Source organism: Arthrobacter sp. NPDC080073 (assembly GCF_040686575.1).
Taxonomy (GTDB): domain Bacteria; phylum Actinomycetota; class Actinomycetes; order Actinomycetales; family Micrococcaceae; genus Arthrobacter.
Genome location: NZ_JBFBKR010000012.1, coordinates 60976 through 86995 on the forward strand (window position 1 = coordinate 60976; position 26020 = coordinate 86995).

General features: G+C 61.8%; 20 protein-coding genes. 13 read left to right on the top strand and 7 right to left on the bottom strand.

Annotated features, from left to right (window positions below; translation table 11 throughout):
• Nucleotides 1-6 precede the first annotated feature (6 nt).
• On the bottom strand, nucleotides 7-1428 hold the full coding sequence (gene dnaA / locus AB0O52_RS14575; RefSeq protein WP_364538706.1) for a chromosomal replication initiator protein DnaA: 1422 nt from the start codon (nucleotides 1426-1428) through the stop codon (nucleotides 7-9).
• A gap of 466 nt (nucleotides 1429-1894) precedes the next feature.
• On the opposite strand from dnaA, the gene rpmH reads away from it, so the two are divergent.
• The 8 genes from rpmH to AB0O52_RS14615 all read left to right on the top strand — a co-directional run bounded on the left by rpmH (nucleotide 1895) and on the right by AB0O52_RS14615 (nucleotide 7489).
• Entirely contained in the window at nucleotides 1895-2032 is a 138-nt protein-coding gene (gene rpmH, locus AB0O52_RS14580) for a 50S ribosomal protein L34 (protein WP_011776797.1), read from the top strand.
• A 40-nt stretch (nucleotides 2033-2072) separates the two neighbouring features.
• Nucleotides 2073-2480 carry a ribonuclease P protein component gene (gene rnpA, locus AB0O52_RS14585; RefSeq protein WP_078107069.1) on the top strand — a complete coding sequence of 136 codons (408 nt, stop codon included), beginning with the start codon at nucleotides 2073-2075 and terminating at the stop codon, nucleotides 2478-2480.
• 1 nt (nucleotide 2481) lies between these two features.
• On the top strand, nucleotides 2482-2871 hold the full coding sequence (yidD, locus tag AB0O52_RS14590) for a membrane protein insertion efficiency factor YidD (RefSeq protein WP_364538863.1): 390 nt from the start codon (nucleotides 2482-2484) through the stop codon (nucleotides 2869-2871).
• A gap of 17 nt (nucleotides 2872-2888) precedes the next feature.
• Nucleotides 2889-3860 carry a membrane protein insertase YidC gene (gene yidC, locus AB0O52_RS14595; protein WP_364538709.1) on the top strand — a complete coding sequence of 324 codons (972 nt, stop codon included), beginning with the start codon at nucleotides 2889-2891 and terminating at the stop codon, nucleotides 3858-3860.
• Nucleotides 3860-4435: a R3H domain-containing nucleic acid-binding protein gene (locus tag AB0O52_RS14600; RefSeq protein ID WP_364538711.1), complete on the top strand. Its 576-nt coding sequence runs from the start codon at nucleotides 3860-3862 to the stop codon at nucleotides 4433-4435. Before yidC ends, AB0O52_RS14600 begins: the two co-directional genes overlap by 1 nt.
• A gap of 6 nt (nucleotides 4436-4441) precedes the next feature.
• Nucleotides 4442-5092, top strand: a complete 651-nt coding sequence (gene rsmG, locus AB0O52_RS14605; RefSeq protein WP_364538713.1) for a 16S rRNA (guanine(527)-N(7))-methyltransferase RsmG — start codon at nucleotides 4442-4444, stop codon at nucleotides 5090-5092.
• 86 nt (nucleotides 5093-5178) lie between these two features.
• Complete coding sequence (locus tag AB0O52_RS14610; protein WP_364538715.1) at nucleotides 5179-6234, top strand: ParA family protein; 1056 nt, start codon at nucleotides 5179-5181, stop codon at nucleotides 6232-6234.
• A gap of 67 nt (nucleotides 6235-6301) precedes the next feature.
• Entirely contained in the window at nucleotides 6302-7489 is a 1188-nt protein-coding gene (locus AB0O52_RS14615) for a ParB/RepB/Spo0J family partition protein (RefSeq protein ID WP_364538717.1), read from the top strand.
• Nucleotides 7490-13078: 5589 nt separating this feature from the next.
• Here the strand turns inward: AB0O52_RS14615 and trxA are convergent.
• The 5 genes from trxA to AB0O52_RS14640 all read right to left on the bottom strand — a co-directional run bounded on the left by trxA (nucleotide 13079) and on the right by AB0O52_RS14640 (nucleotide 19034).
• Nucleotides 13079-13405, bottom strand: a complete 327-nt coding sequence (trxA, locus tag AB0O52_RS14620) for a thioredoxin (protein WP_133203770.1) — start codon at nucleotides 13403-13405, stop codon at nucleotides 13079-13081.
• A gap of 36 nt (nucleotides 13406-13441) precedes the next feature.
• A complete protein-coding gene (trxB, locus tag AB0O52_RS14625; RefSeq protein ID WP_364538719.1) occupies nucleotides 13442-14398 on the bottom strand; it encodes a thioredoxin-disulfide reductase in 957 nt (318 codons plus the stop codon).
• A 185-nt stretch (nucleotides 14399-14583) separates the two neighbouring features.
• Nucleotides 14584-16248 (bottom strand): ABC transporter substrate-binding protein, encoded by a 1665-nt coding sequence (locus AB0O52_RS14630; protein ID WP_364538721.1) that lies wholly within the window; start codon nucleotides 16246-16248, stop codon nucleotides 14584-14586.
• Nucleotides 16249-16391: 143 nt separating this feature from the next.
• Nucleotides 16392-18473: a murein biosynthesis integral membrane protein MurJ gene (gene murJ / locus AB0O52_RS14635; RefSeq protein ID WP_364538865.1), complete on the bottom strand. Its 2082-nt coding sequence runs from the start codon at nucleotides 18471-18473 to the stop codon at nucleotides 16392-16394.
• Between the two features lie 60 nt (nucleotides 18474-18533).
• Nucleotides 18534-19034, bottom strand: a complete 501-nt coding sequence (locus AB0O52_RS14640) for an NUDIX hydrolase (protein ID WP_284751099.1) — start codon at nucleotides 19032-19034, stop codon at nucleotides 18534-18536.
• 217 nt (nucleotides 19035-19251) lie between these two features.
• Here AB0O52_RS14640 and AB0O52_RS14645 point away from each other — a divergent pair, with 217 nt between their 5' ends.
• The 5 genes from AB0O52_RS14645 to AB0O52_RS14665 all read left to right on the top strand — a co-directional run bounded on the left by AB0O52_RS14645 (nucleotide 19252) and on the right by AB0O52_RS14665 (nucleotide 25219).
• The gene (locus tag AB0O52_RS14645; RefSeq protein ID WP_364538723.1) at nucleotides 19252-20748 is read left to right on the top strand and encodes a CCA tRNA nucleotidyltransferase; all 1497 of its coding nucleotides are present in this window, start codon (nucleotides 19252-19254) and stop codon (nucleotides 20746-20748) included.
• Nucleotides 20749-21333, top strand: a complete 585-nt coding sequence (locus AB0O52_RS14650; protein ID WP_364538725.1) for a histidine phosphatase family protein — start codon at nucleotides 20749-20751, stop codon at nucleotides 21331-21333. It begins immediately after the preceding gene.
• Between the two features lie 597 nt (nucleotides 21334-21930).
• Entirely contained in the window at nucleotides 21931-22071 is a 141-nt protein-coding gene (locus AB0O52_RS14655) for a hypothetical protein (RefSeq protein ID WP_234752948.1), read from the top strand.
• A 138-nt stretch (nucleotides 22072-22209) separates the two neighbouring features.
• The gene (locus AB0O52_RS14660) at nucleotides 22210-23781 is read left to right on the top strand and encodes a glycosyltransferase 87 family protein (protein ID WP_364538727.1); all 1572 of its coding nucleotides are present in this window, start codon (nucleotides 22210-22212) and stop codon (nucleotides 23779-23781) included.
• The gene (locus AB0O52_RS14665; protein ID WP_364538729.1) at nucleotides 23774-25219 is read left to right on the top strand and encodes an NAD(P)/FAD-dependent oxidoreductase; all 1446 of its coding nucleotides are present in this window, start codon (nucleotides 23774-23776) and stop codon (nucleotides 25217-25219) included. The genes AB0O52_RS14660 and AB0O52_RS14665 overlap by 8 nt, the downstream gene beginning before the upstream one ends.
• A 150-nt stretch (nucleotides 25220-25369) precedes the next feature.
• Here the strand turns inward: AB0O52_RS14665 and AB0O52_RS14670 are convergent, their stop codons facing one another.
• Nucleotides 25370-25975: an NAD(P)H-binding protein gene (locus AB0O52_RS14670; protein ID WP_364538731.1), complete on the bottom strand. Its 606-nt coding sequence runs from the start codon at nucleotides 25973-25975 to the stop codon at nucleotides 25370-25372.
• Between the last annotated feature and the right edge of the window lie 45 nt (nucleotides 25976-26020).

The following is a 26020-nucleotide window of genomic DNA, read 5'->3' on the forward strand; positions in this document are numbered from 1 at the left end:
AGTGAGTCAGGAATCGCGTTGTTGCTGCTTGATGCGGTTGGTCAGCTCAGTCACCTGGTTGTAGATCACACGCCGCTCGGCCATCAGTTCGCGGATCTTGCGGTCCGCGTGGATCACCGTGGTGTGGTCGCGGCCGCCAAGCTCCTGACCGATCTTCGGCAGGGACATGTCCGTGAGCTCGCGGCACAAGTACATGGCGATCTGCCGCGCGGTCACCAAGGTGCGCGTGCGGGACTTGCTGCAAAGCTCTTCCATGCTGAGCTTGAAGTACTCGGCCGTCTGCTTCAGGATCTGGTCGGCCGTGATCTCCTGGGCGCCGTCGTCGGTGATCAGGTCCTTCAGCACCATTTCGGCGAGGGCCACGTCGACGGGCTGGCGGTTGAGGCTGGCGAACGCCGTGACACGGATCAGGGCGCCTTCGAGCTCGCGGATGTTGCTGGAGATCTTGGAAGCGATGTACTCCAAGGCGTCGTCGGGGGCGGACAATCCCTCGCTCTGGGCCTTCTTGCGGAGGATCGCAATGCGGGTTTCGAGTTCCGGCGGCTGGATATCGGTCAGCAGGCCCCACTCGAACCGGGACTTCATGCGGTCTTCGAACCCGGCAAGCTGCTTCGGCGGGAGGTCCGAGGTGATGACCACCTGCTTGTTGTTGTTGTGCAGGGCGTTGAAGGTGTGGAAGAACTCCTCGAGCGTCCGGTCCTTGCCCGCCAGGAACTGGATGTCGTCAATCAGGAGCACGTCGACGTTGCGGTACGTGGTCTTGAAGCTGGCGCCTTCGTCATCGCGAATGGAGTTGATGAAGTCGTTGGTGAACTCTTCGGAATTCACGTAGCGGACCCGGATCCCGCTGTAGAGCCGGCGGGCATAGTGGCCGATCGCGTGCAACAAGTGCGTCTTGCCGAGCCCGGAGTCACCGTAGATGAACAGCGGGTTGTAGGCCTTGGCCGGTGCTTCCGCGACCGCGACGGCGGCGGCATGCGCGAAGCGGTTGGAAGAACCGATCACGAAGGTGTCAAAGACGTACTTAGGGTTGAGCCGGCCGAATTCGTGCGAAGTACTCGGCGGGGTGGGCTGCGGCTTCAGCTCCACGGCCAGGTCGTTCTCAGAAGAGAGTTCGACGGCGGGGGCCGGCTCTTCGTGGATGGGAACCAGATCCGTGTCGACATCGATTGCACACCGGATGTCGTCGGAAAAGACGCTGCGGAGGGCGTCATCGAGGGCGTCCTTGACCTGCGTCTGGAGAACCTCGCGGGTCAGCTCGTTGGGTACCGCGACCAAGAGGGTGGAGCCGATCAGGCCCTGCGCCTGGGCAAGGATAACGAAACCGCGCTGCCGGGGTGTGACGCGATCGTCTTGTTCCAGCAGGCTCAGCACCCGCCGCCAGGAACTTCCGACCGTGTTGGCGTGGTTGGCTTCGTCTACCGTCATCAATTGGTTCCCTCGAGTGCTTGCTTGCCTGGATTGCGGCAGCCGAAGGTCCGTGGCCGATCAAAGGGCGTGGATTCCGAACCGAATCCACAGGGTTATGCACAGTCCGTGGATAATCGGCTACTGAGACACTCTAGGGGATGGAAACTCCAGAAGATAGCTGGGAAGAAGCTTGTGGATAATTACACTGTTGTGGTTCTGAAACGGGGTCTGTGAGCCACTTCATCCACAGGCTGGCGGGGGTACTTAGCCACAGCTGGGGATAGCGGGCTCCGCGGCTTCCGGTTTGACCTGGGGGGTCTTTTTGCCCTAACGTTGTGAAGTCCTATGTGTCCGCTTTTTGACCACCCGCACCTCCGGTAAATCCGGGCGTTGGGCGGCGGCGGATACTCAATAAACTTAGCGTCGGCCAGTTCTTCCCTTTTTGATCGGGTGGGCGCACCTTTGATCCACTGGAGTAACTAACGTGAGCAAGCGGACTTTTCAGCCGAATAACCGCCGTCGGGCCAAGAAGCATGGCTTCCGCCTTCGTATGCGCACCCGTGCCGGCCGTGCCATCCTGGCCGCCCGTCGTGGCAAGGGCCGCGTCGAACTGTCGGCCTAAATAACTGACTCGTCGGTCAGCCTTCCAAGCGAGTCAATAGGTGCTAGCCACCCGTAACCGTCTGCGGACTTCTACCGACTTTTCAACAACTGTACGTTCCGGCGTCCGCAATGGACGCCGGAACTTAGTGTTATATACGGCACCTATCGGTGCCGGAGAACCGAGCCGCATCGGCTTCATCGTTTCCAAAGCTGTCGGGAACGCTGTGACCAGGAACCTCGTTAAGAGGAGACTGAGAGAAGCAGGTGCATTGTCTTTGAATAGGCATGGCACGGGTCTTGCTGTTGTGGTCCGGGCTTTGCCCGCGGCTGCGACGGCGAGCTGGGACCAGCTGCTGACGGATTACAACGCCGCCTTGGCGGCAACCACGAAACGGCTCGGCGGATCCTCTCCGCGGGTTGTTTCGCCCACCCAGGGCACCACAACGGAAGGGACACCGCGTGCATGAGCTGAGCTCCGCCGTCGTCCGCTTCTTTAGAGTCGCTCCGAGGATCCTCGGAACATTTTTGTGGGAGCTGCCGCGCAACGTCCTCATCATCTTGCTGAAGACGTATCGCAGGATCATTTCTCCCTTGTACGGCCAGGTGTGCCGGTTCTTCCCTTCCTGCTCGGCGTATGCCCTCGAAGCGGTGACGGTACATGGTGCCGTCAAGGGAAGCTGGCTCGCAGTGCGGCGCCTTGCGCGTTGCCACCCCTGGAACGCCGGCGGTGTGGACCACGTCCCCGCCGGACATCGTCACTGGCCCGAAGGCCGGACGCCCACAATTGTTGTACTGAACAACCCGGACCAGTTCCTGGCTGTGTGGTCTGATGAAGACGGTCGCCGCACAGCGGCCTGAGGAAATAGGGAAAACGTATGGACATCTTTGGAACAATTCTGGCCCCGTTCAAGTGGCTAGTGTCCGCAATCATGCTGGGGTTCCACGACGGGCTGAGTTTCATCGGCCTGCCGCCGGAGAACGGCTGGACCTGGACGCTGTCCATCATCGGCTTGGTGCTGGTGATCCGTGCCGCCCTGATCCCTGTCTTCGTCAAGCAAATCAAGGCCCAGCGAGGCATGCAGCTGCTTCAGCCTGATCTGAAGAAGATGCAGGCGAAGTACAAGGGCAAGACCGACCAGCTCTCCCGCCAGGCGATGGCGCAGGAACAGATGGCGCTGTACAAGAAGCACGGCACCAACCCGTTCTCGGCTTGTTTGCCCATGCTGATCCAGATGCCGTTCTTCTTCGCGCTGTTCCAGGTGCTTTCCGGTATCAGTGCTGCGAAGGAAAGCGGCCAGGGCATCGGTGCTTTGAGCCATGAGCAGGTTGTGCAGTTCGATGCATCCAGCATCTTCGGCGCCCCGCTCTCCGCTTCGCTGCTTCACGGCGGCGGTGGCGGCGACCAGACGGTCGTGTGGGTCCTCTCCATCGTGATGATCCTGGCTATGACGGCGTCGCAGTTCATCACGCAGAAGCAGATCATGGCCAAGAACATGTCCGAAGAGGCAATGGCCAGCCCGTTCATGCGCCAGCAGAAGATGATGCTCTACATCCTGCCGCTCGTCTTCGGTGTGGGTGGCATCAACTTCCCGATTGGTGTGCTTATCTACTGGACCACCACCAACTTGTGGACCATGGGCCAGCAGTTCTTTGTCATCCGCCGCATGCCGACTCCGGGTTCCCCCGCGGCGAAGGCGCTTGCTGAACGTCGCGCAGCCAAGGGCTTGCCTTCCCACCCCCTCCTGGGCGGTAAGAAGGACGCAGACGTCGCTGCCGAAGTGGCCGCCGTCGAGGTCAAGGCACAGCAGCGCATCCAGCCACAACGTAAGAACAGGAAGAAGAAGTAATGTCTGTTGAAAGCACCGAAGAGGCAACGGCCGCTGCCGCCCAGGAACCGGCAGAAGCCACAGAAGAAACTTCCGAAGAAGGCACTCCTGCCGGCAAAGGCACTTCCGTGAGCCGCCTCGAGGAAGAGGGGGACGTCGCCGCAGACTACCTTGAGGAACTCCTCGACATTGCCGACATCGACGGCGACATCGACATTGAGATCCGCAACGGACGCACCTACATCTCCATCGCGGCTGAAGACGACTCCGAGGGGCTTGAGAGCCTGGTAGGCCGCGACGGCGAAGTGCTCGAAGCCCTTCAGGAACTCGCTCGCCTGTCCGTGCTGTCGGCGACTGAAAACCGGTCCCGCCTGGTGCTCGACATCAACGGCTACCGCAAGGAACGTGCCGGCGATCTGCAGCAGATTGCCGAAGACGCCGTCGCGAAGGTCAAGGAGACCGGCTCCTCTGTCGCACTTGAACCAATGAGCGCCTACGAACGCAAGATTGTGCACGACGCTGTCGCGGACCTCGGCTTTGTATCCGAGTCCGAAGGCGAGGGCGCCGGCCGCCACATTGTGGTTTCGGCCGACTAACGGATCATGGTTGAAATTACGGCAGCCGAACTCCAGGCGGCAGAGAAGATATTCGGTGACCGTCTTGGTCTCGCCCGGCGGTACGTAGAACATCTGGCGACGTCGGGAACCGAGCGCGGGCTGATTGGCCCGCGCGAGGTTCCCCGCCTGTGGAGCCGGCACGTTCTCAATTGCGCGGTCATCGAGTCGGTGATTGCCCACGGAAGCCACGTTGCAGATGTTGGTTCCGGCGCGGGGCTTCCGGGCTTGTGCCTGGCGATTGCACGCCCCGATCTTGAACTCACCCTGATCGAACCCCTGGAGAGACGGGTCATCTGGCTTCAGGAAGTAGTGGACGACCTCGGGCTGGGCAATGTCACCGTTATGCGCACCCGGGCCGAACTCGCAGTGGGAATGGTCGACGCGGACGTTGTCACGGCGCGGGCTGTCTCTGCGCTGTCCAAGCTCGCTGGCTTGACCATTCCCTTGCTCAACGGCAAGGGTGAAGTGGTTGCGATCAAGGGCCGCAGTGCTGCTGAGGAGATCGAGCAAGCAGCAAAAGTGATCCGCAGGCTCGGCGGCGTGGAAACGTCTGTCGTGGTTTGTGGGCAGGAGCTGCTGGAAGAACCCACCACAGTGGTGCGGATTGTCGTTAACAAACAGGGGAAGATCGCTTAGCTTCGGCGCTGTGTCCCGCGTGTCCCCGACTGAGCGGTTAAGCTAGAGAACGGCAGCTAGAGCCGAATGAGAGTGAGAGTGTGACAGTGGGCAGTAGCGAAACCTCCACCCAGCGGATCCCGCCATTTATTTCCTTGGGGTCGGCTCGGGCCATGGCTGCACCCTCGGCGTCCTTTGAATCGGCACTGATGCGCACGAATTCGGTTGCGAACGCCGCTGTTTCACGTGAAACCCTGATTGCCGGACACGACAACGTCATGGACTCCATCGACGACTCCAGCCCTATTGCGCGCCAGCTCGCCAACGAGACCCGACGCCGCGAACGGCTGCTGGGGCGCGAGCTCCCCAAGCCGGAGAAGACACGGATATTTACCGTGTCCAATCAAAAGGGCGGCGTCGGTAAGACCACCACCACCGTCAATATTGCGGCCGCTTTGGCTTCTGCTGGACTCAATGTCCTGGTGATCGACATCGATCCCCAAGGAAATGCATCCACCGCTCTCGGCATTGAGCATCACGCCGACGTCGACAGTATCTATGATGTGCTCATCAACGATCTCCCGCTGCGTGACGTTGTGGCTCCTTGCCCTGATATTCCCAATCTCATCTGCGCCCCGGCAACCATTCACCTCGCGGGCGCCGAAATTGAATTGGTTTCCCTCGTGGCACGCGAGCAGCGCCTTAGACGCGCAATCGATGTGTATTCGAAGGAACGCGCAAAGAACGGTGAAGGTCGCCTGGACTACATCTTCATCGACTGCCCGCCCAGCCTGGGCCTGCTCACGGTCAACGCCTTCTGCGCCGCCAGTGAGGTACTCATCCCGATCCAGTGCGAGTACTACGCACTGGAAGGCCTGAGCCAGCTCCTTAAGAACATCGAAATGATCCAGAAGCACCTCAATGCTGATCTGGTCGTTTCCACCATCCTCCTCACCATGTACGACGGCCGCACGAACCTGGCCGCACAGGTGGCTTCCGAAGTCCGGCAGCATTTCCCGGACCAAGTTCTCGGCGCCGTGGTTCCTCGCTCCGTGCGCATCTCGGAAGCTCCGAGCTACCAACAGACGGTGATGACCTACGATCCGTCATCCAGCGGCGCGTTGTCCTACATGGAAGCCGCCGCCGAAATCGCCGAGCGCTAGACTTCCTTAATCACTGCAATATCCTTGGCGGGCTCTATTCTTGCCATTCCACCGGAGGGACATACTAATGAGCGAAAAGCGACGAGGCCTGGGTAGGGGTCTTGGGGCTCTCATTCCCAGCTCCGCTTCGGCCGGTGCATCGGGCAATGGCGTTCCGACGTCCCGCCCTGTGGACCTCTTCTTCCCTGACGCACGCAAGACCCCGGAGGCGGTGGATGCTCCTGAAGTGCTTGAGACTGAGGTAGCGAAGAGCTCGCCTTCGCGAGGCTCTTCGTCCAGGAGCACGACGGCGGCAAAGGCTCCTGCTGCGAAGTCGCCCGCTGCGAAGGTCACCGCCGGTGAAGAGCAGGCCGCGTCCGAGCCTGCCGAGGCTACTGCCGATGACGCTTTTTCCGAGTCGGTTCCCGCGGAATCGTCCGGGGTCGAACTGGTCGAGGTTCCGGGGGCGCGCTTCGCCGAAATCCCGGTCGGGGACATTCATCCCAACCGCAAGCAGCCGCGTAGCGTCTTCGATGAGGACGACATGGCGGAGCTGGTTCACTCCGTCAAGGAAATAGGCGTCCTCCAGCCAATTGTTGTGCGTACTTCAACCGAAAAGGGTGGAGAACCGTACGAACTAGTGATGGGTGAACGGCGGTGGAGGGCTGTACAGGCCGCCGGGCTCGAAACCATTCCCGCGATCGTTCGCGACACCAATGATGATGACCTCCTGCGCGATGCTTTGCTGGAGAACCTGCACCGCAGCCAGCTGAACCCTCTGGAAGAAGCAGCTGCCTACCAGCAACTGCTGGAGGACTTCGGTACCACTCACGAGCAGCTGGCCGATCGGATCGGACGGTCCCGCCCGCAGGTATCCAACACCCTTCGCCTCCTCAAACTTCCTCCCCTCGTGCAGCGACGCGTTGCCGCCAGCGTACTCTCGGCCGGCCATGCTCGCGCATTGCTCGCTCTTCCCGACGCAGCCGCGATGGAGCGTCTCGCGCAGAAGATTGTGTCTGAAGGAATGTCCGTACGGGCAACAGAGGAAGCAGTGGCGTTGTACCAGGATCCTACTGTGCCGCCTAAGAACAGCATCCCGCGCCCGAATGCGCGCCATGAGCGCCTCGACTACCTCGCGTCTTCTCTTTCCGATCGGCTGGATACCAACGTCAAGATCACCCTCGGGGCACGAAAGGGACGAGTCAGCATTGAGTTTGCAAGCGTCGAGGATCTGAACCGCATCATGGATGTTTTGGCGCCCGGGGATGAAGGCTAGCCGCTCGAGTTCTCCGGAACTGGGGTTTGCTTCTGAGGAGGCAGGCCCCATTTTCATTTGGTGGTGCTCGTGGGTGTGCGGACATCGGTGGATTCGGTGGCGATCTTGATCGTAGTTGGAGCGCTGTACTCATGCGGCCGGGTTGAGGGATTTCCGCTGTGGGCGCGGCAGTACTGCACGCTTTCCCCTGGAGTGTCCGTCGCGACCAGCCGCTCCGCTCCGTGTTGTCACTTGTGTTTCACGTGAAACGCGTCGGGCTGGCGCATAAGCGGGTAGGAGGCGGTCTCGTCCTTTGCCCGCTGCACTGAGCCGATTTGGGTCGCTTCGGCAGACGAACATTTAAGTGCTCCGTTGAAGCGCTTCCGCTTGAATTCGCTGGAACATGCCTTCGTGACAAGAATGTCGAGGCCAATTGCGCGCCGGTTCGGGGTTGCCGGTTCCCTTTGCGAGTACATATCTTCGCGATTCACGTGGACAACAGGGCTCGTTCTCCCTCTCCCGACCGTCGGCTGGATCTCCTATGGCTGAGCTTGGTCTCCGACTGTTGAGCTTCGAGCTTCGCTCGATGCTTCGTTGCTGCCCTTCCCTCGTGTTTGGCGACAAGGTGCCGCGCTGGGGCAGCATCTGAAGAACCTTCAACCTAGACTCTGCGCCTGCACTGCGCCAGACCTTGGGCTGAATTGCAGTCGGTAATGCCCACATAGTCGGGGCGTGCTGGTCCGCGCATGTTGAGTCAAGTTGGCCAGGTTCTCTGCGCCTCGCTGAGGTGAAGATGTTTCACGTGAAACAGCCGGCGCAGACGCGTGCGCCCCGGGGAGACCTGATATCGCCTTCGCCTGAACAGGTCAGTCCGTCAGGCGGCACGCAGAGTAGGCAGCCCGCGCAGTCGGTTTCACGTGAAACGTAGGACCGCAGGCTGGGCCAAGAGCGCTTCAAGGCTTGCGCTTTGGTATTTGAGAGTTGACTCGCAGTACGCAACCGAAGTTGGCAAACCGGCTCAGCGTGACGCCTCCGAAGCCGCCGCTTGCTTGGGCTGCATCTGTCCACTCAGCGTTCAGAAGGGGATTTCCTGCATTCGGATACGCCCATCGGTTCACCACGGGACGCGGCTAAGGTTGGAGATACTGAAGGAAAGTTGTCTCTAGTTGGGATTGGCTCAGTGGCGATTGGCTCCGGCCATGCCGTGCCATCATTCGCTCCGAAGCGTCGAACTTGCCATCTTCCACCTGACCCCTCCCGGCAGTCCAGTTGTGCAGAGTCGCGTTAGGAGAAACAAGTATCGACTACCCCGACGCGTGCTGGCGGTTGCTCAAGATCACTACGCTCGCGGATCCGTGCGACTGAGTGCGGCGTGCGTTAGGTGGTGTTTTGGGCGTCTGGAACGCGGAATTGGGAGGAGCTGGTGTCGGCGCGGTGGGAACCGCCAAGGGCGGGGAGCTATCCGCGACTGTGCAGCGTTAGGTGGAGGGCTTGCCGATTGCTCGACCTGGTTGCCGTCTCGTCTCGGGGACTGCGAGGGATTGCGACCGCAGATCTCGGACCCAAGCGATGTGAACTCTTATGCTGGCATCTGCGACATGAGGTCAAGGCCCCGACCTCCGGTACTGCTCCCCTGTTGGCTTGAAGGTTGGGTTGGTACCTATTGGAGCGCTCCGTGATCATCGTGGACCCCGGCGGCACTGATGAGCCTGGGTCGAGTCCCAGCCGGCCGCCGGGATTGTTGCGTCTTCGATGCAGGGGCTCGCCCAGGATCGTGAGCGAGCGTCCCAAGGCGTGGGGTGGGAGCTGACCCGCGCCCGCCCCGGTAACCGGACGGTTGACTTGTAGACGTGGCATCGGCCGCGGTGCTCGTTTGGAATGAAGCTGTGAGCAGAGGAATATCCACCACGGTCGTCGCGCCACGTTCATCTTCGGCGCTTTGACCGGGCCTCCCCTTCCCGGCGCGGCTGTGGTTCGGGTGTGAGTGATCTTTGGTTCGTGCGTGCCCGTGCGATGAGATTGCTCCGAGCCAAGCTGGATAGCGCGCCACTCGTTGAAAGGGAGAGATCCGCACGGCGGCCCGCCGGATCTGGATTCGCATGCTCTCGTGTCGCGTGCACCGTGAATCTCGGAGGCGGATCGGCATTCTCGGCGCACGTTGAGCGCGCGAACCATTGCTCGTTCACATCGGCGTTCGAATTGTAGAGGTGTGGAGACATTCGGATGGGTCTCTCGGCTGGTCAGCGTCGGAACATTGAGACTGCGGCAGTCCGGCACTTCAACAGAACGGTTGGCACTATCGACGGTCCTGGACGTCAACGGGCGTACAAAAGCGCGGCTCGGTCCGGGAGTCGCTCCGTAAGCGGGAGACCAAGCATGGCCCTTGCGCGATGCTCCCACCCCCTCGACACCTACGGACCGCTGTTGAAAAGTCTGAGGGCAGCAGTGGATATCGTTGTGGATAACTTTGTTGATAAGTCGACCGGGCTGAGCCGTCGTGAGTCCCGGCTCCCCGGCTGATTATCCGGCTGCTGCTGTGACGGGCGTGGTGTTTGCGCTCTTCAATGGCTCTGTTTCACGTGAAACAAGATCATCGTGTTCAAATTGCCCGATTTCACCTGGATTTGGCCGGATTTTCGCCGATTTTCGGGCCTTTCGAGGAGTTTCAGACCCAGATCGAGTCTGATTTCGAGTGTCAGGCTGAGCGGCACCTTGGTTCTAACTAATGGTGGTCCGCACCACGTTCGGGGAGCTGCACAGACGGACTCTTTTCCCCGGTGGATATCCCTGTGGATAACTATGTGCATAACTTTGGAGCGGTCGGTGGATATCCTTAGCAGTCTCGATGCGGCTGCTGTCGAAGGTCGGTGCCATGTTGTACACAAGTGTCCTTATCCGATCAGCAAACTCTATGCTCACGACTATTCCTGAGCCTAACGTGAGCGTGTTTCGGCCCAAGCTCTTGTCATGTTTCACGTGAAACTGTGACCGTCTCGCGCTACCAATAGCGGGGCTCTCTCGGGCCTGAAAGGGAGGGCAGGCGCAGGCTGCCTTTCGGCAGACGCACACCAAGCCGCCCGAGGGAGAAGCAGCCGTTTAGACTACGAGGCTTTAGTCCTGACATCCAGCGGACCGCACACTCTCCTGCCTTGGGAATGGTTCATTCATGGCGAGGGTATGCCGGCGATCGCGGCGCCGATCCGCAAATCACGTGTGTACTGGCTCGCGACTTTCAATTGATTCTGAAGTAGCGGCCTTCTGCGCCCCGCGGAACTTGAGTCACTACATCAAGGCATATAGAGCTGTTGGCCAGCCGGAGCCCCGCAAGTCGGGGCCCACCGGCTGGGCAAACACTCGACAAGGGGAAGCGTCGCCGGACGTTCAGCAGTCCGTATCCTTCAGGACTCACTCCCTGGGGTTACGAACTCTTCCTCGGTGCGTGTGGACTCGCTTTCGCTTTGGAGCAAGCCGGGAGGCGCGATCAGCACCGCACGCGCCAGCCTTTCCAATATTCCAATCCTCCAATGCCTGCACGTTTGAGTGAGGAAGGGTCCAGACTCGCGAAGGTGGTTTGGGGGCTGCATGTTCGGATTCGATTCGGCGCCCATAGTCCTTTCGCGTCTGGATGATCGTTCCGGGGGCCCGCGTTGATGGTTGACTGGCTTCGTAACACCACGTCAGTAGGTGTGAGGTAGGAACTGGGTCTGCCGAAGTCCGGGGCAGTAGCTCAATGCGAGCGAGCTGGGCGCCGGCCGTGGCGCCGTGATTCAGGACGAGACACCGTGGCCACGCTCATCGGTGCAGGGGCGCCAGTGTCGTTTCGAACCCTGTTCCGACAAGCTTCCAACATGGGAGCTGTGGCTTTAGGCTCCGTTGACTGGGTCAACGAGGCGCATCCTAGGTCCAATTGGACCCGGACCACTGCTCGTCGACGCCCCCGACGTGGCTATCGGGCGCTGCATTTGAGAACCTGACCGCCACGATCGGACCCTATCCCCCATCAGTTCCGGTTCAATCGCCCGATGGACGCCGTAAGGGAAGTTGGTGGTGATGGGGGCCGGCCAGCCTCCCGAGCACTCCTGTGCAGAATGCAGTACTGGCGCCCTCGCGCCCTGCCACGGTTGGTTGTCGGTTCTGATGCTTGGAGGTTGATTTCATGGCGCCAAACTCTACCCCCTGGGCGGCGCTTGGGCGGACCCACATTCCGACCTGGCCCCCGAACGCGCCTGGGGCCGTCAACCTGACCAGCTCACAATCTACGTCGTGTGGACGCCGGGGGCGTCAATCGCCGTTCTTCCAGGGCTACTGAGACAGATGTGTCGACGCAGCGTCGGGCCGCAGAGCCAGGCGGCCAGGGACAGATCTCGGCACGCGTATCGAATCGTGTCGCAACGGTGGCTCATCCCGATCAGTATCCAGTCGTTTTGGGCCTTTCCCTGCCCGTCTCCAATACGAAGAATCACTACGTCCGAAAGCCCTCGATGTCCCCGCATGGATGATGGTGCGGAATTCATAGCGCGGAACCTCAATCGCAAATTCTGAAACAACTGAAATTAATTGAAAGCGGTCCCTTTCTGGAATACAACGTGTAAGTTTGACGCGACGAAGCAGCTATGCCTCACGGTCGTCGTAGCCTCGACAGACTTCTAACGACCAATTCTCGGAAGCAAGAACATCGGCGGGTGCTTCGTTCAGCTGCTATCTCCAGGAATGTTGCTCGAGAGCCCGAATCCCGATGAGCACGTGAGTATGAAGGCCCGCACGGGGTTTCACGTGAAACGTGAGGCACGGAGAAGTGTCTGCGGACACTCCCCTGCTAGACAGAGAGGGTTGGTCAAGACCGGCCACCTTCGCTAACCGGAGGCGACTCGAAGGCAGCCGGCAAGATGCACCGCTCGCCGGAGTCAATGGATCCGAACCCAGGCGGAGCTCAGCGTCGCCTCAGTGCCGACTGGCAATTCGGCATGTGCCCGCGATTCGTGCAAGGGCGCAGGATTGCCGAGGTTTCATGTGAAAGCCCGCTGCCTGCATCGACGCTTTTCGGGTCCAATGGATGCAAACACGAGTGTGTAGTTCGAAACCAATCAAGCAGGTGGCCATGTTTCACGTGAAACGATGCGCTTGCTGAGCGCGCACAGGAACTCATCTGGAACAGATTTCAGAAACGCGATCCACTCGGAGCTCTACGATCGGCCAGCACTGTTTCACGTGCAACAGCGGAAGCTCCTCGGAATCAACCGCGACTGACAAGAAGCGCACGTGCGCGGGTGCGTCTTGGACCGTGTTCCAGGCCACGCCTGCCTGCAATTGGGCTGATCCCAGCCGGGTTCCGGTCCGCCTGATTTCTCCAGCCTGTCCAAGTCGTTACCAAGAAGAATCGCTCACTTTGAATATGAAAAAGGTTCACAAACAAAGTGGTCCAGGCGAAGCCTACAGTAGGCCTTCCATCTGCCTACCAATACCTCCGGCAATCACCACTATCACCACTAGCAGGGTGCAGAAGACCCCCGGGACAGCGTACTCGAAGGCACGAAAAGGCCGGTGGTCCTCGCTCGACAGCGAGGACCACCGGCCGAATCAGAAGCGACCGCTATGCGGGCGCCGTGCGACCTAGGACAGTACGGATTCAAATTCCTTTTCGAAGAACTGCTTCGGCTTGGCGCCGATAACCGTGCTCTTCACTTCTCCCCCACTGAAGAGGTAAACCGCAGGAATCGACGTGATGCCGTATTCAGCGGCGATAGCCGGGTTGTCGTCGACATTCAGCTTGACGACGTCAACCTTGTCTCCGTATTCAACCGAGATCTCGTCGAGGATGGGACCCAACTTACGGCACGGGCCGCACCATTCTGCCCAGAAGTCCACGATGACCGGCTTTTCAGCGGCCAGGACGTCGGTGCTGAAGCTGGCGTCGGTAACGTCTTTAGCGTTGCTCATAATTCTTTCCCTTCGAATGGATGGCTGCCGTGCCGATTAGGCGTGCAGGTCTGCAAGATAGTGCTCGACGTCCAAGGCCGCGACACAACCGGAACCGGCAGCCGTGATGGCCTGGCGGTAGGTGGGGTCCACGACGTCGCCGGCGGCGAAGACGCCCTTGATGCTGGTCTTGGAGCTGCGGCCGTCGACGGCGATGGTGCCTTCAGGGGCCAGCTCCAGTTTTCCCTTTACGAGTTCCGTGCGGGGATCGTTGCCGATGGCCACGAAAACGCCGGTGACGGCGAGTTCGGACTCCGTGCCGTCAACGAGGTTCTTCAGCTTCAGGCCGGTCACCTTGGCCTCCCCGATGACGTCTTCGACGGCGGTGTTCCACACGAAGTTGATCTTCTCGTGGGCCTGGGCACGATCACCCATGATCTTGGAAGCCTTGAGGGTGTCGCGGCGGTGTACCACTGTGACGGACTTGGCGAACTTGGTCAGGAAGAGTGCTTCCTCCATGGCAGAGTCGCCGCCGCCGATCACTGCGATGTCTTGGTCCTTGAAGAAGAAACCGTCACAGGTTGCACACCAGCTCACGCCGTGGCCGGAAAGGCGCTTTTCATTCTCCAAGCCGAGCTCACGGTATGCGGAACCGGTCGACAGAATGATCGCGCGCGCCTTGAAGGTCTCCCCCGTGGCGATGGTCACGGACTTGATGTCGCCGTCGAGGTCCAGTTCGGTGACATCCTCAAACAGAATTTCAGTCCCGAAGCGTGCCGCCTGCTTTTCGAAGTTCTCCATGAGATCAGGTCCCATGACGCCTTCGGGGAAACCGGGGTAGTTCTCGACGTCTGTTGTGTTCATCAGTTCGCCACCGGCAGTCACGGAACCGGCGATGAGCAGCGGGTTCATGTTGGCGCGGGCCGTGTAGACGGCCGCCGTGTAACCGGCAGGCCCTGAGCCTACGATGATGACATCACGTACGTTGGACGCGGTGTTTTCTGCGTTGCTCACTGGTGGGTGAACCTCTTCCTTAGTCGATGCACCGGATCCTTGCGGCCGGCCACATGGCACAACCCTCTGTCGGCGCGGAATATTCCGATGTTCCCGGGGACCCTAATATCCGCCACCATTCAGGGTACCTTCCGGCGACGCGGGGCATGGAAGCGCCTGCGCCCGAAGGCGCCTCCCGCCGTCGGCTACTGGACCTTGATCTCCGCAAGGCGGAGGCCGAACCCGTAGCGTGTCTTGGGCGCGGTCAGCTTGGGCAGGGATTTGATGGAGATGATTACGTACTGTGCCGTTACAGGGGAACTGAGCGGCATGGTGAGCTCCGGTGACGTGAAGCTGTTGGTGCCCACCAATTTGGCGCCGTCCATGGCCGGACGGTCGTTCGTGTAAACGTTGATGTTTCCACCGGACGCGCCCAACTGGCTCAATGTGACGGATGTCACTTGCGAGGGGGCCTTGAGCTTTACGAGCAGCGAAACTCCATCAGGAGCGAGTCCACCCCAGTCCGCAGTGGCGAATTCCATGTCCGACCAGTAACTCGCGGCATTGCCGTCGTAGGCTTTGACCAGGTCTTTGTCGTAGGTCGCGGCGAACTCGAAATCGCCCATGCGAGTGACTCCGTCGATGGCCGGAGGCGCTGCGACCGGAGGTGCAGATGCACTGCTGCTCGGCTGTCCACTTACTGGTTGGGACGCTGTGGAGGAGGGCTTGGCCGCGGGCGACCCTCCGGGGATGAGGTTGCCGAGGTTGGTGACAGCCAGAATCAAACCCACGATCAAGACGGCGGCAAGGACTCCACCCACGAGCCAACGGAAGGAACGGGGCTCGCGGACTGGTTCCTCGTCGTAGTATTCGTCTTCGTCAAGGGGTTCTGCCTGCTCACGCGCAGTCGCCGGGAAGCTTGATGCTCCTCGGCTGTATCCGCCGGTAGCGGCTGCCGCATCCCGCGAAGCTCCCGCCCCCCGGGAGCCGGCGCCCTCATTGACAAAGCCGTAGTCGTCTTCGGACCACAGAGATACTTTGGATTCCTGGGAGGGGTTCGCGGAGGTGGGCGCCTGGGGGGTGGACGCCGGAACAGCCTGCGTGGCGGGCGCCTCTTGGATTTGCTGCGGAGCGGTCCGGCTCGACTCACCCGTCCGGGTGGACTCGCTGGCCGAAGGGGATCCAGTCCTCTCCGAAGGCGCGGCTTCGCCGTCGTCGCTGTTTGCCCTTCCGGTACCCTTCACGGCGGCCGCGGCCGCTGCTGCAGCCGCCCCTGCACCCGCTGCCGCAGCAGCGATGCGGGAACCGATGCCCCCAGAGGCCGACGCCGGCCGGCCGGCGGGCATGGGAGGAACCACCGGGCGGCGGGGGTCAGCAGGTGCTGGGGCAGACGGCTGTGGTTCGCCTGCGGGGGTGGGCTCGATTTCGGCGTAACTGATGTACTCGGCGTCGTGCTCTTCGTCGTCGTACAGTCCGTCGTAGGTCTCGGGCTCGTGGGATCTGGCCTGGCCGAAGATCTCGCTGCCGAGGGTGTCCGTGAAGAACGGTTCGACGTAGGGCGGGTTGGTGGCCACGACGAGATCCAGCAGGTCAGGAGCGCTGCTGTGGTTGGTGATGAGGTACGTGGTGCTGTCGCTGACGCCGAGATCGAGGATCTGGACATGCCCGGGCCGTTCCCCAGTGGCTACCTCGCGGGCGCTTTTGGCAACCTGTTCGGCGTTTCCGGGGCCAGCCACGAGGATACTGACAGGCCTGTTGAGGACCTGGTCCACGCCGTCGAGCACCAGGTCCTGGTCGTGCGAAGTCAACACGGTGGCTGTGACTTTGTAGCGGCCGCCAAGCACTGATCCGACATCGATCGGGTGGGACACGGGTTCCTCCTATGACTGTCCGGAAGCTGCGGGTCCTGAATACGGGATCCGGCCAGCCGGGTGACCCGTGGTCTGCAACTACCTGTATTAGCTTCTGATCCTAGCTGATTGGGCCCTTCCGGCTCCCGGTTTGCGAGGATGCGTCACCTTTTGCGGCGGGGTCGACCACGGAAATATGGGTTGTTTCCCAGCGTCCCCTGATAGGTGCGGCGACCAGGCAACGGGATGCCCGGGCGGCCTGCGGCCCCTTGCGCGGTGCTGGGGAGGTGCTCATCCGGCAGATATGACTTCTCGACGTCGGACCACGCGTCCGCTTTTTCCTTCCCTTCCGCAATGCCCCCATCGGCAAGGTGGTCAGGATCGTGGCCGCCATCCCATCCGTCCTTGGAGGGGATTGTTTGCAATGCTGGACCGGCGCGGAAGGATGCTGCGTCGAACTCGCCCGAGATGCGCGGAATGAGCCCGGTGTCGTCGGACACCGTGGCGCGGACCGCCGTCGGGCTCTGCTTTCCGCTCGCGGACGCCGTCTTGGCAACCGGAACGCCCCGGCCGAGCCGGCCGAGGACGGGCCGGAGCAGATCGCGGAGCTCGCTGACGTGGAAGACGCGCAGCAGGAACAGGTATGCAAGCAGCATGACGGGCCCGACGACGACCACCGTCACCAGGGCGGCAGGCCTGCTGCTCCAGGCGAACCCGTCAGCGTGGTAGCTGCCCAGGAGCCACAAAGCCAAGGCGCCGGCGATCGCCGAGCCCAAGGCGGCATAGCCCATGCGGATGTACGAGTTCGCGATCCGGGGGCCGTCCACATGGCCGAGGAGGCGTCGCAGGAACCAGACGCTGATGACCACGGACAGGATGTTGCCCAGCGTGTACAGGACGGCGATCGCGAAGATGATCTGGCCCACCGGCAGGAACTGGATGATGAACGCGCCCACAATGTTGAGCAGGGCAAGCATGAGCTGAATGTAGAACGGGGTCCGGGCGTCTTCGTTGGCGTAGAAGACGCGGGACATCATGAAGTTGGCGCTCATGAACGGCGTGCTGAGCGCGAGGATTGTCAGCGTCTGGGCGAGCATGACGCCGTCCTGTGGCTTCCCGCCGGAGAAGAACATGCCCAGCGGTCCGGCGAGGGCGAACAGGGCCAGTGCGCCGAAGACAGTGGCGACGGCCATCGTCCGCAGTCCGTGCGAAAGTGCTTCGCGCAGCTGGGCTTTGTTGCCAGCCTGTGACGCGTGGGCCATCCGGTTGAAGAGTACCGTGGCGAGCGACAACGCAATGATCGAGTGCGGCAACAGGTACAGCTGGCTGGCTACTTCCAGGACCGCGTTACCGGGGAGGGTTGCGGCCGCAGGGTCCTGCGCGTGCTCCAGGCGAAGCCGCTCGGAGCCAGGAATCGTGGCGATCCTCATGACGTAAAGGAAAGCGAGCTGCCCGACGGCGGCGGTCAGGAGCGTCCAGACGCTCAGTTTTGCTGCTTGGCCCAGTCCCACGCCCCGCCACCCGAAGCGGGGCCGGAGCCCGAGCCGCAGGCGGATCACCGGGACGAGGAGTATGGCCGTCTGCGCGAGCACGCCGATAGTGGAGAAGCCGGCGATCAGGAAGGTCTGGAACGGTCCCCAATTATCCAAGGTGTGGGGGTTGGTGTTGTTGGCACCAAGGATCCAGATGAACATGCCCAGTCCGGCGATGGCCACGACATTGTTCAGGATCGGCGCCCACATGGCGGGCCCGAAGGCGCCGTTGGCGTTGAGGATCTGGGTCAGCAGAGCGTACAAACCGTAGAAGAAGATCTGCGGCAGGCAATAGAACGCGAACGTTACGGCCAGGGATTTCTGCTGTGGTGAATAGCCCTGGGTCGTGAGGTCGATGACCATGGGCGCGGCCAGCGTGACCAGCGCCGTCAGCGTCAAGAGAACCAGCACGGCCAAGGTCAGGAGCCGGCTGATGTAGTCCGCGCCGCGGTCCGGGCCCTTGCTGGCCTTGATGATTTGCGGGACAAGTACGGCGTTGAACACACCGCCTGCCACCAGGAGGAAGATCAGGTTGGGCAGGTTGTTGGCGTTGATGAACGTGTCATTGACCGTCGATCCCAGCCCCAGTGCGGCGCCAAGCATCCAGGTTTTGGCGAAGCCGAGGAACCGTGAAACGAGCGTCCCGGCGGCCATGACGGCGCTGGAACGTGTTTCTCCGGACTGGACTGACTGGGTTGGTTTGGCGGCAGACATTGTCATTATCGTCCCACGAGCCGGGCTGCCTGTTGCGTCAAGACTGGATAAACGGCCGCATTAGAGGTGTTCGGGGAGGACTTCCCGGGCAAGATCGGCGATGCGCCGCTCATTGGGAAAGGACAACTTGCGGGCCAAATCCTGGAGGGGAACCCAAGCTGCATCGATGGCCTCTTGGTCGGGATCGTTCTCGATGGTCAACTCCCCGCCCGTGGCGCGCAGGAGGAAATGGTGCACGGTTTTGTGGACGCGGTGCCCGCTCACGGTGAACCAGTAGTCGATGCTGCCCAGGGGAGCAAGGACGTTGCCTTCGATTCCGGTCTCTTCGGCAATCTCGCGGACGGCTGCTTCCTCGTTGTTTTCCTTGCCCTCCGGATGCCCCTTCGGAAGGCACCACTCGAGCCGGCCACCCCTATTAAGGCGGGCAATGATCGCAACCCTCAGTTCGCCGTCGGACGTGTCTACGACGACGCCGCCGGCGGAGACTTCTTCCACCGTCGGAAGGGCAGCCTGTGCCGGGTGCGGAGCGGGCGCGACGTGGGCACCAATTGCCGACGGCAATGGTGCGTTCGTCCTCCTGCCAGGAGCACTCGGGATCGGGTTGGCCATGAAGTCCACTCTAACGACTCTTGCCCGTTGGTGATGACCGGGACATGGACTGAGGGTGACGTGCGGATGGCGTTCGGCGGTGATCCCGGTGCCGTCGCCACGCAATCGCAGCGCAATGACAAAGGATCCGGTGGGATGGCGCTGGGAAATCTGACAAGCTTAAGGAACTATGGCGCGAGTATTGGACAGTTCCTCAGTTAATTTCCAGATGGATCCAGTGGTCCTGGACCTCGGACAGCGGTTTGTGGACGCTGGATTCGAACTGTCGCTGGTGGGCGGGCCGGTGCGGGACCTCTTCCTGGGCCGTGTCTCGCCGGACCTGGATTTCACCACTGACGCCACTCCGGACCAGACCCTTTCCATCATCAAGAGGTGGGCCGACAATTTCTGGGAGATCGGCCGCGACTACGGAACGATCGGAATGAAGAAATCCGGCTTCCAGATTGAGATCACGACGTATCGCGCCGAGGCGTACGACGCCGATTCCCGCAAGCCCGCGGTGGCCTTCGGCTCCTCGCTGCTGGAGGACCTCCTACGCCGCGACTTCACCATCAACGCCATGGCGCTCCGGCTGCCTTCCCTGGAACTCGTGGACCCGTTCGGCGGTGTCCGCGACCTCCATGCCTCGGTCCTCGCCACGCCGGGATCACCCGAATCGTCGTTCTCCGACGATCCCCTCCGCATGATGCGCGCCGCCCGCTTCGCGGCGCAGCTTGGCGTTGCAGTGCACGACGACGTGCGCCTCGCCATGTCCGGGATGGCCGAGCGAATCAAGATCATTTCCGCCGAGCGCGTGCGCGAGGAGCTTGTCAAGCTTATTAATGGTGCGCACCCGCGCGCGGGCATCGACCTCCTCGTGGAGACAGGACTGGCCGAATTCGTCCTGCCCGAGGTCTCCGCGCTGCGCCTTGAAGCCGACGAGCACCACCGGCACAAGGACGTCTACCAGCACTCCCTGCAGGTCCTGGAGCAGGCCGCGTCGCTCGAGACGGGCCCGGACGGCCCTGTGCCGGGCCCGGATTTTGTGTTGCGCTTCGCCGCGCTAATGCACGACGTCGGGAAGCCGGCGACGCGCCGTTTCGAACCGGGCGGCGCAGTGAGCTTCCGCCACCACGACATGGTGGGCTCCAAGCTGACGGCAAAACGCATGAAGGCCCTGCGCTTCGACAACGACACCATCAAGGCCGTGGCGCGGCTTGTGGAGCTCCACATGCGTTTTTACGGCTACGGAGACGCGGGCTGGACCGATTCCGCCGTCCGCCGCTACGTGGCAGACGCGGGCCCCTTGCTGGAGCGCCTGCACCGATTGACCCGGTCCGACGTCACCACACGTAACCAGCGCAAGGCGGAGCGGCTCTCCTTTGCCTACGATGACCTTGAGCAACGGATTGAGGTCCTGGCCGAGCAGGAATCGCTCAACTCCATACGGCCGGACCTGGACGGAGCGCAGATCATGGCTTTGCTGGGACTCAAGCCCGGACCTGTCGTTGGCCGCGCCTACAAGTTCCTCCTGGAGGAACGCATGGAAAACGGTCCGCTGTCCCAGGAGGAAGCCGAGTCCAAGCTCCTGGCGTGGTGGACCGAGCAACCCGAGTCCGCCGTCGAACTTTCATCGGAACCAGCCGTCGATGCCATAACAGGCACCGCCGAACTAGAGGAGTCCTAAGTGAACCCTGCAGCCAGGCCCTCCCGGCCACAGCTCTGGATCATGCGTCACGGCGAGACGGAATGGTCCAAGAGTGGCCAATACACCGGTTTGACGGACCTCCCCTTGACGGTGGAAGGCGAGCAGCAGGCCGTGGAAGCTCGCAAGATCCTGGAAGGCATCGACTTCGACCTGGTCCTGACATCGCCGCTGCGCCGAGCCCGGCGTACCGCGGAGTTGGCGGGCTTCCCCGACGCCGTTCATGAGCCGCTCGCTGTGGAGTGGAACTACGGCGACTACGAAGGCATCAGTTCGGACCTCATCCGCAAAGACAACCCGGACTACCTCATCTGGTTCGACGGGGTTCCCAACGGCGAGACTCTCGACTCCGTGGCAGCCCGTGCCGACAAGATCATTGCACGCGTCCTCGAGTCTGGAATGGACAACGTCCTGATTGTGGCGCACGGGCATTTTTCCCGCATCCTCACGGCCCGCTGGCTTGAATTGGATGCCCGGGAAGGTCGCCACTTTGTCCTGGGGACAGCCAAAGTTTGTACCTTGGGATGGGACAAGCGAACGCCTGCGATTCTTCGCTGGGGACTGTAAGAAGAATTAGTTTATAAAATCTTTGTAATTGGCTGGTCAATCGCGCGATTCATGGTGTAACTTTATTTTTGATCCCAGAGCGATCCGCCGGGATTGAGGCGTGCGCTACCCAGTCAGTCAGCTGCGGTAGTGCCAAAGCAGGCTGTGTCGCCAAACAGAAAAGGAGGTTGGGAAAATGATTACTTTGACTAGCGGATGGAAGATGACCGTTGCTGGCACCCCGGCCTTCGCTGCTCGACGCCGTTTTCGGGCTTAACTCCCCCTGATGTACTTCCTCCCCTGATTATTTGGGGCGGTTCACGGTGCAATCAGGCTCCGAGTCGGGCCTGCCATTGAGCGGCATCACGCGATCGACGTGGTGCGCAGTCTCCTCATAGTTCGGAACAGCTTCTTGTTGGGGACGCCTGCCCCTGGATACCACGTACTGGAACTCGATGCTCCGGTACTCACACGGTGTTCGGAAAATCCGCTTAATCCACCCTTCATTGCCCGGCATTCACGCGCCTAATTCCGCCCCTGCTTTTTTCGAATTCAGGGGGCTTAATTGTCATGCCCGAATTCCGGCAATTCTCTTCAATGATGAAAGGAGGTGAACCCTTGGCCAAGCGCCTCAAGGACCTGATGGTCTTCAACAGCAAGCCGGTCGTCAAAGACAAGACCCTCTTCAACGGACAACTGCTGGACCAACGCCGGGAAGACGTCTACGTCGTCCTGCACCAAATGGGCATCATCCGCTGAGTGTCCCCGCCACTGCACTTCAGGAGGGACTGATGGCACACATCGGACCGTTCGCCCCGGAAGCCCACGCGGCAATGCGTGGGCTTCCGCCTTTTCTCCTGGAACCTGTCCGCCGCGCCTGAAGGTAAGCTCGATTCCATGCAGGAGACGAAGCCGCACAGCGAGGAAAAGCGTGCCCGCTTTGTGGTTCCCAGCCGTAGTGATTCCTTGCTCAGGAACTTCACCGAATTGATCGGAGGACCCCTCGGGCGGCGGTCCTCCCCCGGGGTCGTCTCTCCGGGGTTCTTCACGGTTGAACGGGTCCTGATCATCCTCACGATCGTTGCGGCACTCCTGTCGATCATGATCAAGGGCTATTGCCGCGTCAACGGCTGGCACACCCCCCAGCAGTTCTACGCCACGTGCTATTCGGACTTCCCTGAACTTTTCAGCAGCCGCGGCCTTGCGGATGGAGTGTTTCCGCTCTTCGACCAGAAAACCCTCTTCGAATATCCCGTGATCACGGGGCTCATAGTGGGTGTCACTGCATGGCTCGTACCAGGGCACGGCGCCAGCCCCGAACGGATCCTTGGCTATTTCGATGTAAATGCCACCCTGATTGCGGCCATGTGGATCGTGGTGGTTCTGGCCACAGCGCGCATCGATCGGCGCCGGCCTTGGGACGCTGCCATGGTTGCGCTGGCGCCTGGAATTGTGCTGGCGGGAGTCATCAATTGGGACATGTGGGCCGTGGCCCTGCTCGCGGTGGGGATGTACTTTTTCGCAAAGGAACGTCCCGCCCTGGCCGGCCTGTTCATCGGTTTGGGGACGGCCACCAAGCTCTACCCGCTGCTCATACTGGGCGCAGTCTTTCTACTCGCGCTACGCAGCGGCCGGCTGCGGGTCCTCTTTGTGACCACCCTGTCCGCCACGGCAGCCTGGCTGGCGGTCAATATCCCGGTCGCAGCCGTCAACCCGTCAGGTTGGCGCTACTTTTTCGACTACACCCGTGATCGCCCCGCTGGATACAGCTCGCCGTGGTTCGCCTACAACCTCGTTGCGGAACGGCTTCAACTTGTCCAGCTGGGCCCCGAAGCCATCAATGCCTTGGCGATGGACATGTTCCTCGTTGCCTGCGTTTTGATTGCTGGATTGGCATTGACGGCGCCACGGCGCCCGCGGCTGGCACAATTGACGTTCCTGATTGTGGCGGCCTTCATCCTGAGCAATAAGGTCTATTCCCCCCAATATGTGCTCTGGCTAGTACCGTTGCTCGCTTTGGCCAGGCCCCGCTGGCGCGACTTCCTGCTCTGGCAGGCCGCAGAGGCATTGCATTGGACCGCTACGTGGATGTATCTGGGCCAGACGACCAGCGGCGGGGCCGCACAGAACAACATCGATATGCCGTACTACGTCATGGCGGTAATGCTACATATGGCTGCAACGGCATATTTGATGTTGCGGGTTGCGTGGGACATCTGGGAGCCCCGGCTGGATCCCCTTCGGGTCCAGGGTGCGGACGACCCTCACGGTGGTGTGTTCAACGGGGCCAAGGATTGGTTCCGGATAGACCTCAAGAGTCCGGCGGCATCAGTGCTGCCCTGGCGGCGCGTTGCCTCGAACTCCGTGGAGGAACAGTCCGGCCTCGACGCTCAATCCAGGCTCGCCACCCCCAATCCTTCCCAGGACTCAGTGCCCTCCAGGCACGGCGAGGCCGAACGCGATGGCTGAGGTCGCCGTCGTCGGCTCCGGACCGAACGGCTTGGCCGCCGCAGTAGTCATGGCCCGCGCGGGCCTGGCTGTGCGGGTGTACGAGGCCGCCGAGACGGTCGGTGGGGGAACTCGGACAGCTGAACTGCTGGAACCCGGGCACGCCTACGACGTGTGTTCCGCGGTCCATCCGATGGCCTTGGCTTCGCGTTTCTTCCGGGATTTCGAGCTCGAGCGGCGCGTGGAGCTGCGTTTGCCGGACGTCCAATACGGAACTCCGCTCGACGGCGGCAGGGCGGCCCTGGCGTATCGCTCGCTGGAGCGGACCGCTTCTGAACTGGGGACTGACGGAGCTGCGTTTGTCCGCTTGATGGGACCGCTGGTGGAGCGGATCGGCGGAGTGCTGGACGTGACGCAGAACCAGCTCATGCGGATGCCGGCGGATCCGGTGACGGCGTTACGACTGGGGTTGGCGACCCTGGAGCAGGGTTCGCCGTGGTGGAACCGGCGGTTCACCGGGGATGCGGCTCCCGCGCTCCTGACGGGGGTCGCGGCACACGCTGTGGCTCCCCTGCCTTCGCTCGCTGCGGCGGGGGCTGGACTCCTCCTGGGTGCGTTGGCGCATGCCGGCGGGTGGCCCATTCCGGTTGGGGGCTCTGCGGCCTTAGCGGATGCCATGGTCCGGGATATCGAAGCCCACGGCGGGGTGATTGAGACCGGCGTGCAGATCGATTCCCTGGAGGAGCTGCGTCCCGCGAAGGCGATCCTGCTGGACGTTGCACCGCCTGGACTGCTGCGTATGGCGGGTACGGCGCTTCCCGATCGCTATAGGCGGTCGCTGGAAACATTCCGTTTCGGGAATGCAGCGTGCAAAGTGGATTTCATCCTGTCCGGGCCGGTGCCCTGGGCAGCTCCGGGACTGGCCGGCGCCGGGACCGTGCACGTGGGCGGCACGCGTGCCGTCATGGCCGAGGCCGAAAACCTGGTAGCTGCAGGCAGGCATCCCGAGAAGCCCTACGTCCTGGTGGCCCAGCCATCCATTGTGGATCCCGGGCGCGCTCCCGCGGGGCGGCACATTCTCTGGTCCTATTGCCACGTTCCCAAAGGATCGACCGTGGACATGGCCGGAGCGGTCATCTCCAGGATCGAGGAATTCGCGCCGGGATTCCGCGACGTGGTGGTGGGCTGGAAAACGACGACGGCGGCAGGCCTGGCCGACTATAACGCCAACTATCAGGGCGGCGATTTCAGCGCGGGGATCATGGACGTTCGAGGGCTGCTGCAGCGTCCCGTGCTATCGCCCGTACCGTGGCGGACGCCGCTTCCGGGCGTATACCTGTGCTCATCGTCCACGCCCCCAGGGCCAGGAGTGACAGGAATGCCCGCGTACCACGCTGCCAAATATGCCTTGAAGGACATCTTCGGACTGCGGTTACCCGGGCTCGGCCTGGACACCTAACCCCCGACGCTCGCTCACGTATGTGCCGGTTTTCCCCGACGCTCGCTCACCTATGTGCCGCTTTCCGCCGACGCTCGCTCACGTATGTGCCGAACCGACGGATCGCTCGGGCGTCGGCAAATGGGCCGTCATATGTGAGCGGGCGTCGGCCTAGTTGGCTGCCGTGAAGCGGGCGCGGCGATGGGCCGGGCTTTCGATTTCGTCCAGCATGGCGACGGCGTAGTCCTGGGTGGAGATGGTGTCGCCCGCTGGAGAATCGTTGGCAATGGAGTAGATTCCCGTGCGCTCACCGGGCTGGATGACGGGCGCGGGTGCGAGTACGGTCCAGTCCAGGTTCTCGGGAGCTTCTTTGACGGCGGCGAAAGCCGCGGCCGCCGTGGTTGCCTCGGCCCTGTAGACCTCAGGGAAGTCGGGCGAATCGAGGAGGCGGACGCCGTCGATCTCCAGCGTACCTGCGCCGCCGACGATCATGAGGCGCGTGCCTTCGGCGTTGGTGTAGGCGGTGTCCATTGCCGCAAGCCATTCTCCGTGGTCGCCGCCGGTGCGGCTCGGGCCGGTGGCGAGAATGACGGCGTCGTGCGCTTTGGCGATCGCCGCGAAACTCTGGCCATCCGCTTGATCGGCGGCGAGGGCCTTCGCTCCGGCAACCTCTGAACCCTTGCGGGAGATGGCGGTGACTTCGTGGCCGCGGGCGAGGGATTCGTTGACGATCTGGCTTCCGACCATGCCAGTTGCGCCGTACACTGCGATTTTCATGACTCTCCTTGGGTTGCTATCCTTGCAATACCAAAACGGTATCTA

Coding starts and splice junctions, on each gene's coding strand:
- yidC (WP_364538709.1), top strand. CDS start 2,889: ATGGACATCTTTGGAACAATTCTGGCCCCGTTCAAGTGGCTAGTGTCC.
- dnaA (WP_364538706.1), bottom strand. CDS start 1,428: ATGACGGTAGACGAAGCCAACCACGCCAACACGGTCGGAAGTTCCTGG.
- AB0O52_RS14670 (WP_364538731.1), bottom strand. CDS start 25,975: ATGAAAATCGCAGTGTACGGCGCAACTGGCATGGTCGGAAGCCAGATC.
- AB0O52_RS14615 (WP_364538717.1), top strand. CDS start 6,302: ATGAGCGAAAAGCGACGAGGCCTGGGTAGGGGTCTTGGGGCTCTCATT.
- murJ (WP_364538865.1), bottom strand. CDS start 18,473: ATGTCTGCCGCCAAACCAACCCAGTCAGTCCAGTCCGGAGAAACACGT.
- AB0O52_RS14660 (WP_364538727.1), top strand. CDS start 22,210: ATGCAGGAGACGAAGCCGCACAGCGAGGAAAAGCGTGCCCGCTTTGTG.
- AB0O52_RS14600 (WP_364538711.1), top strand. CDS start 3,860: ATGTCTGTTGAAAGCACCGAAGAGGCAACGGCCGCTGCCGCCCAGGAA.
- trxA (WP_133203770.1), bottom strand. CDS start 13,405: ATGAGCAACGCTAAAGACGTTACCGACGCCAGCTTCAGCACCGACGTC.
- rsmG (WP_364538713.1), top strand. CDS start 4,442: ATGGTTGAAATTACGGCAGCCGAACTCCAGGCGGCAGAGAAGATATTC.
- AB0O52_RS14645 (WP_364538723.1), top strand. CDS start 19,252: ATGGCGCGAGTATTGGACAGTTCCTCAGTTAATTTCCAGATGGATCCA.
- AB0O52_RS14665 (WP_364538729.1), top strand. CDS start 23,774: ATGGCTGAGGTCGCCGTCGTCGGCTCCGGACCGAACGGCTTGGCCGCC.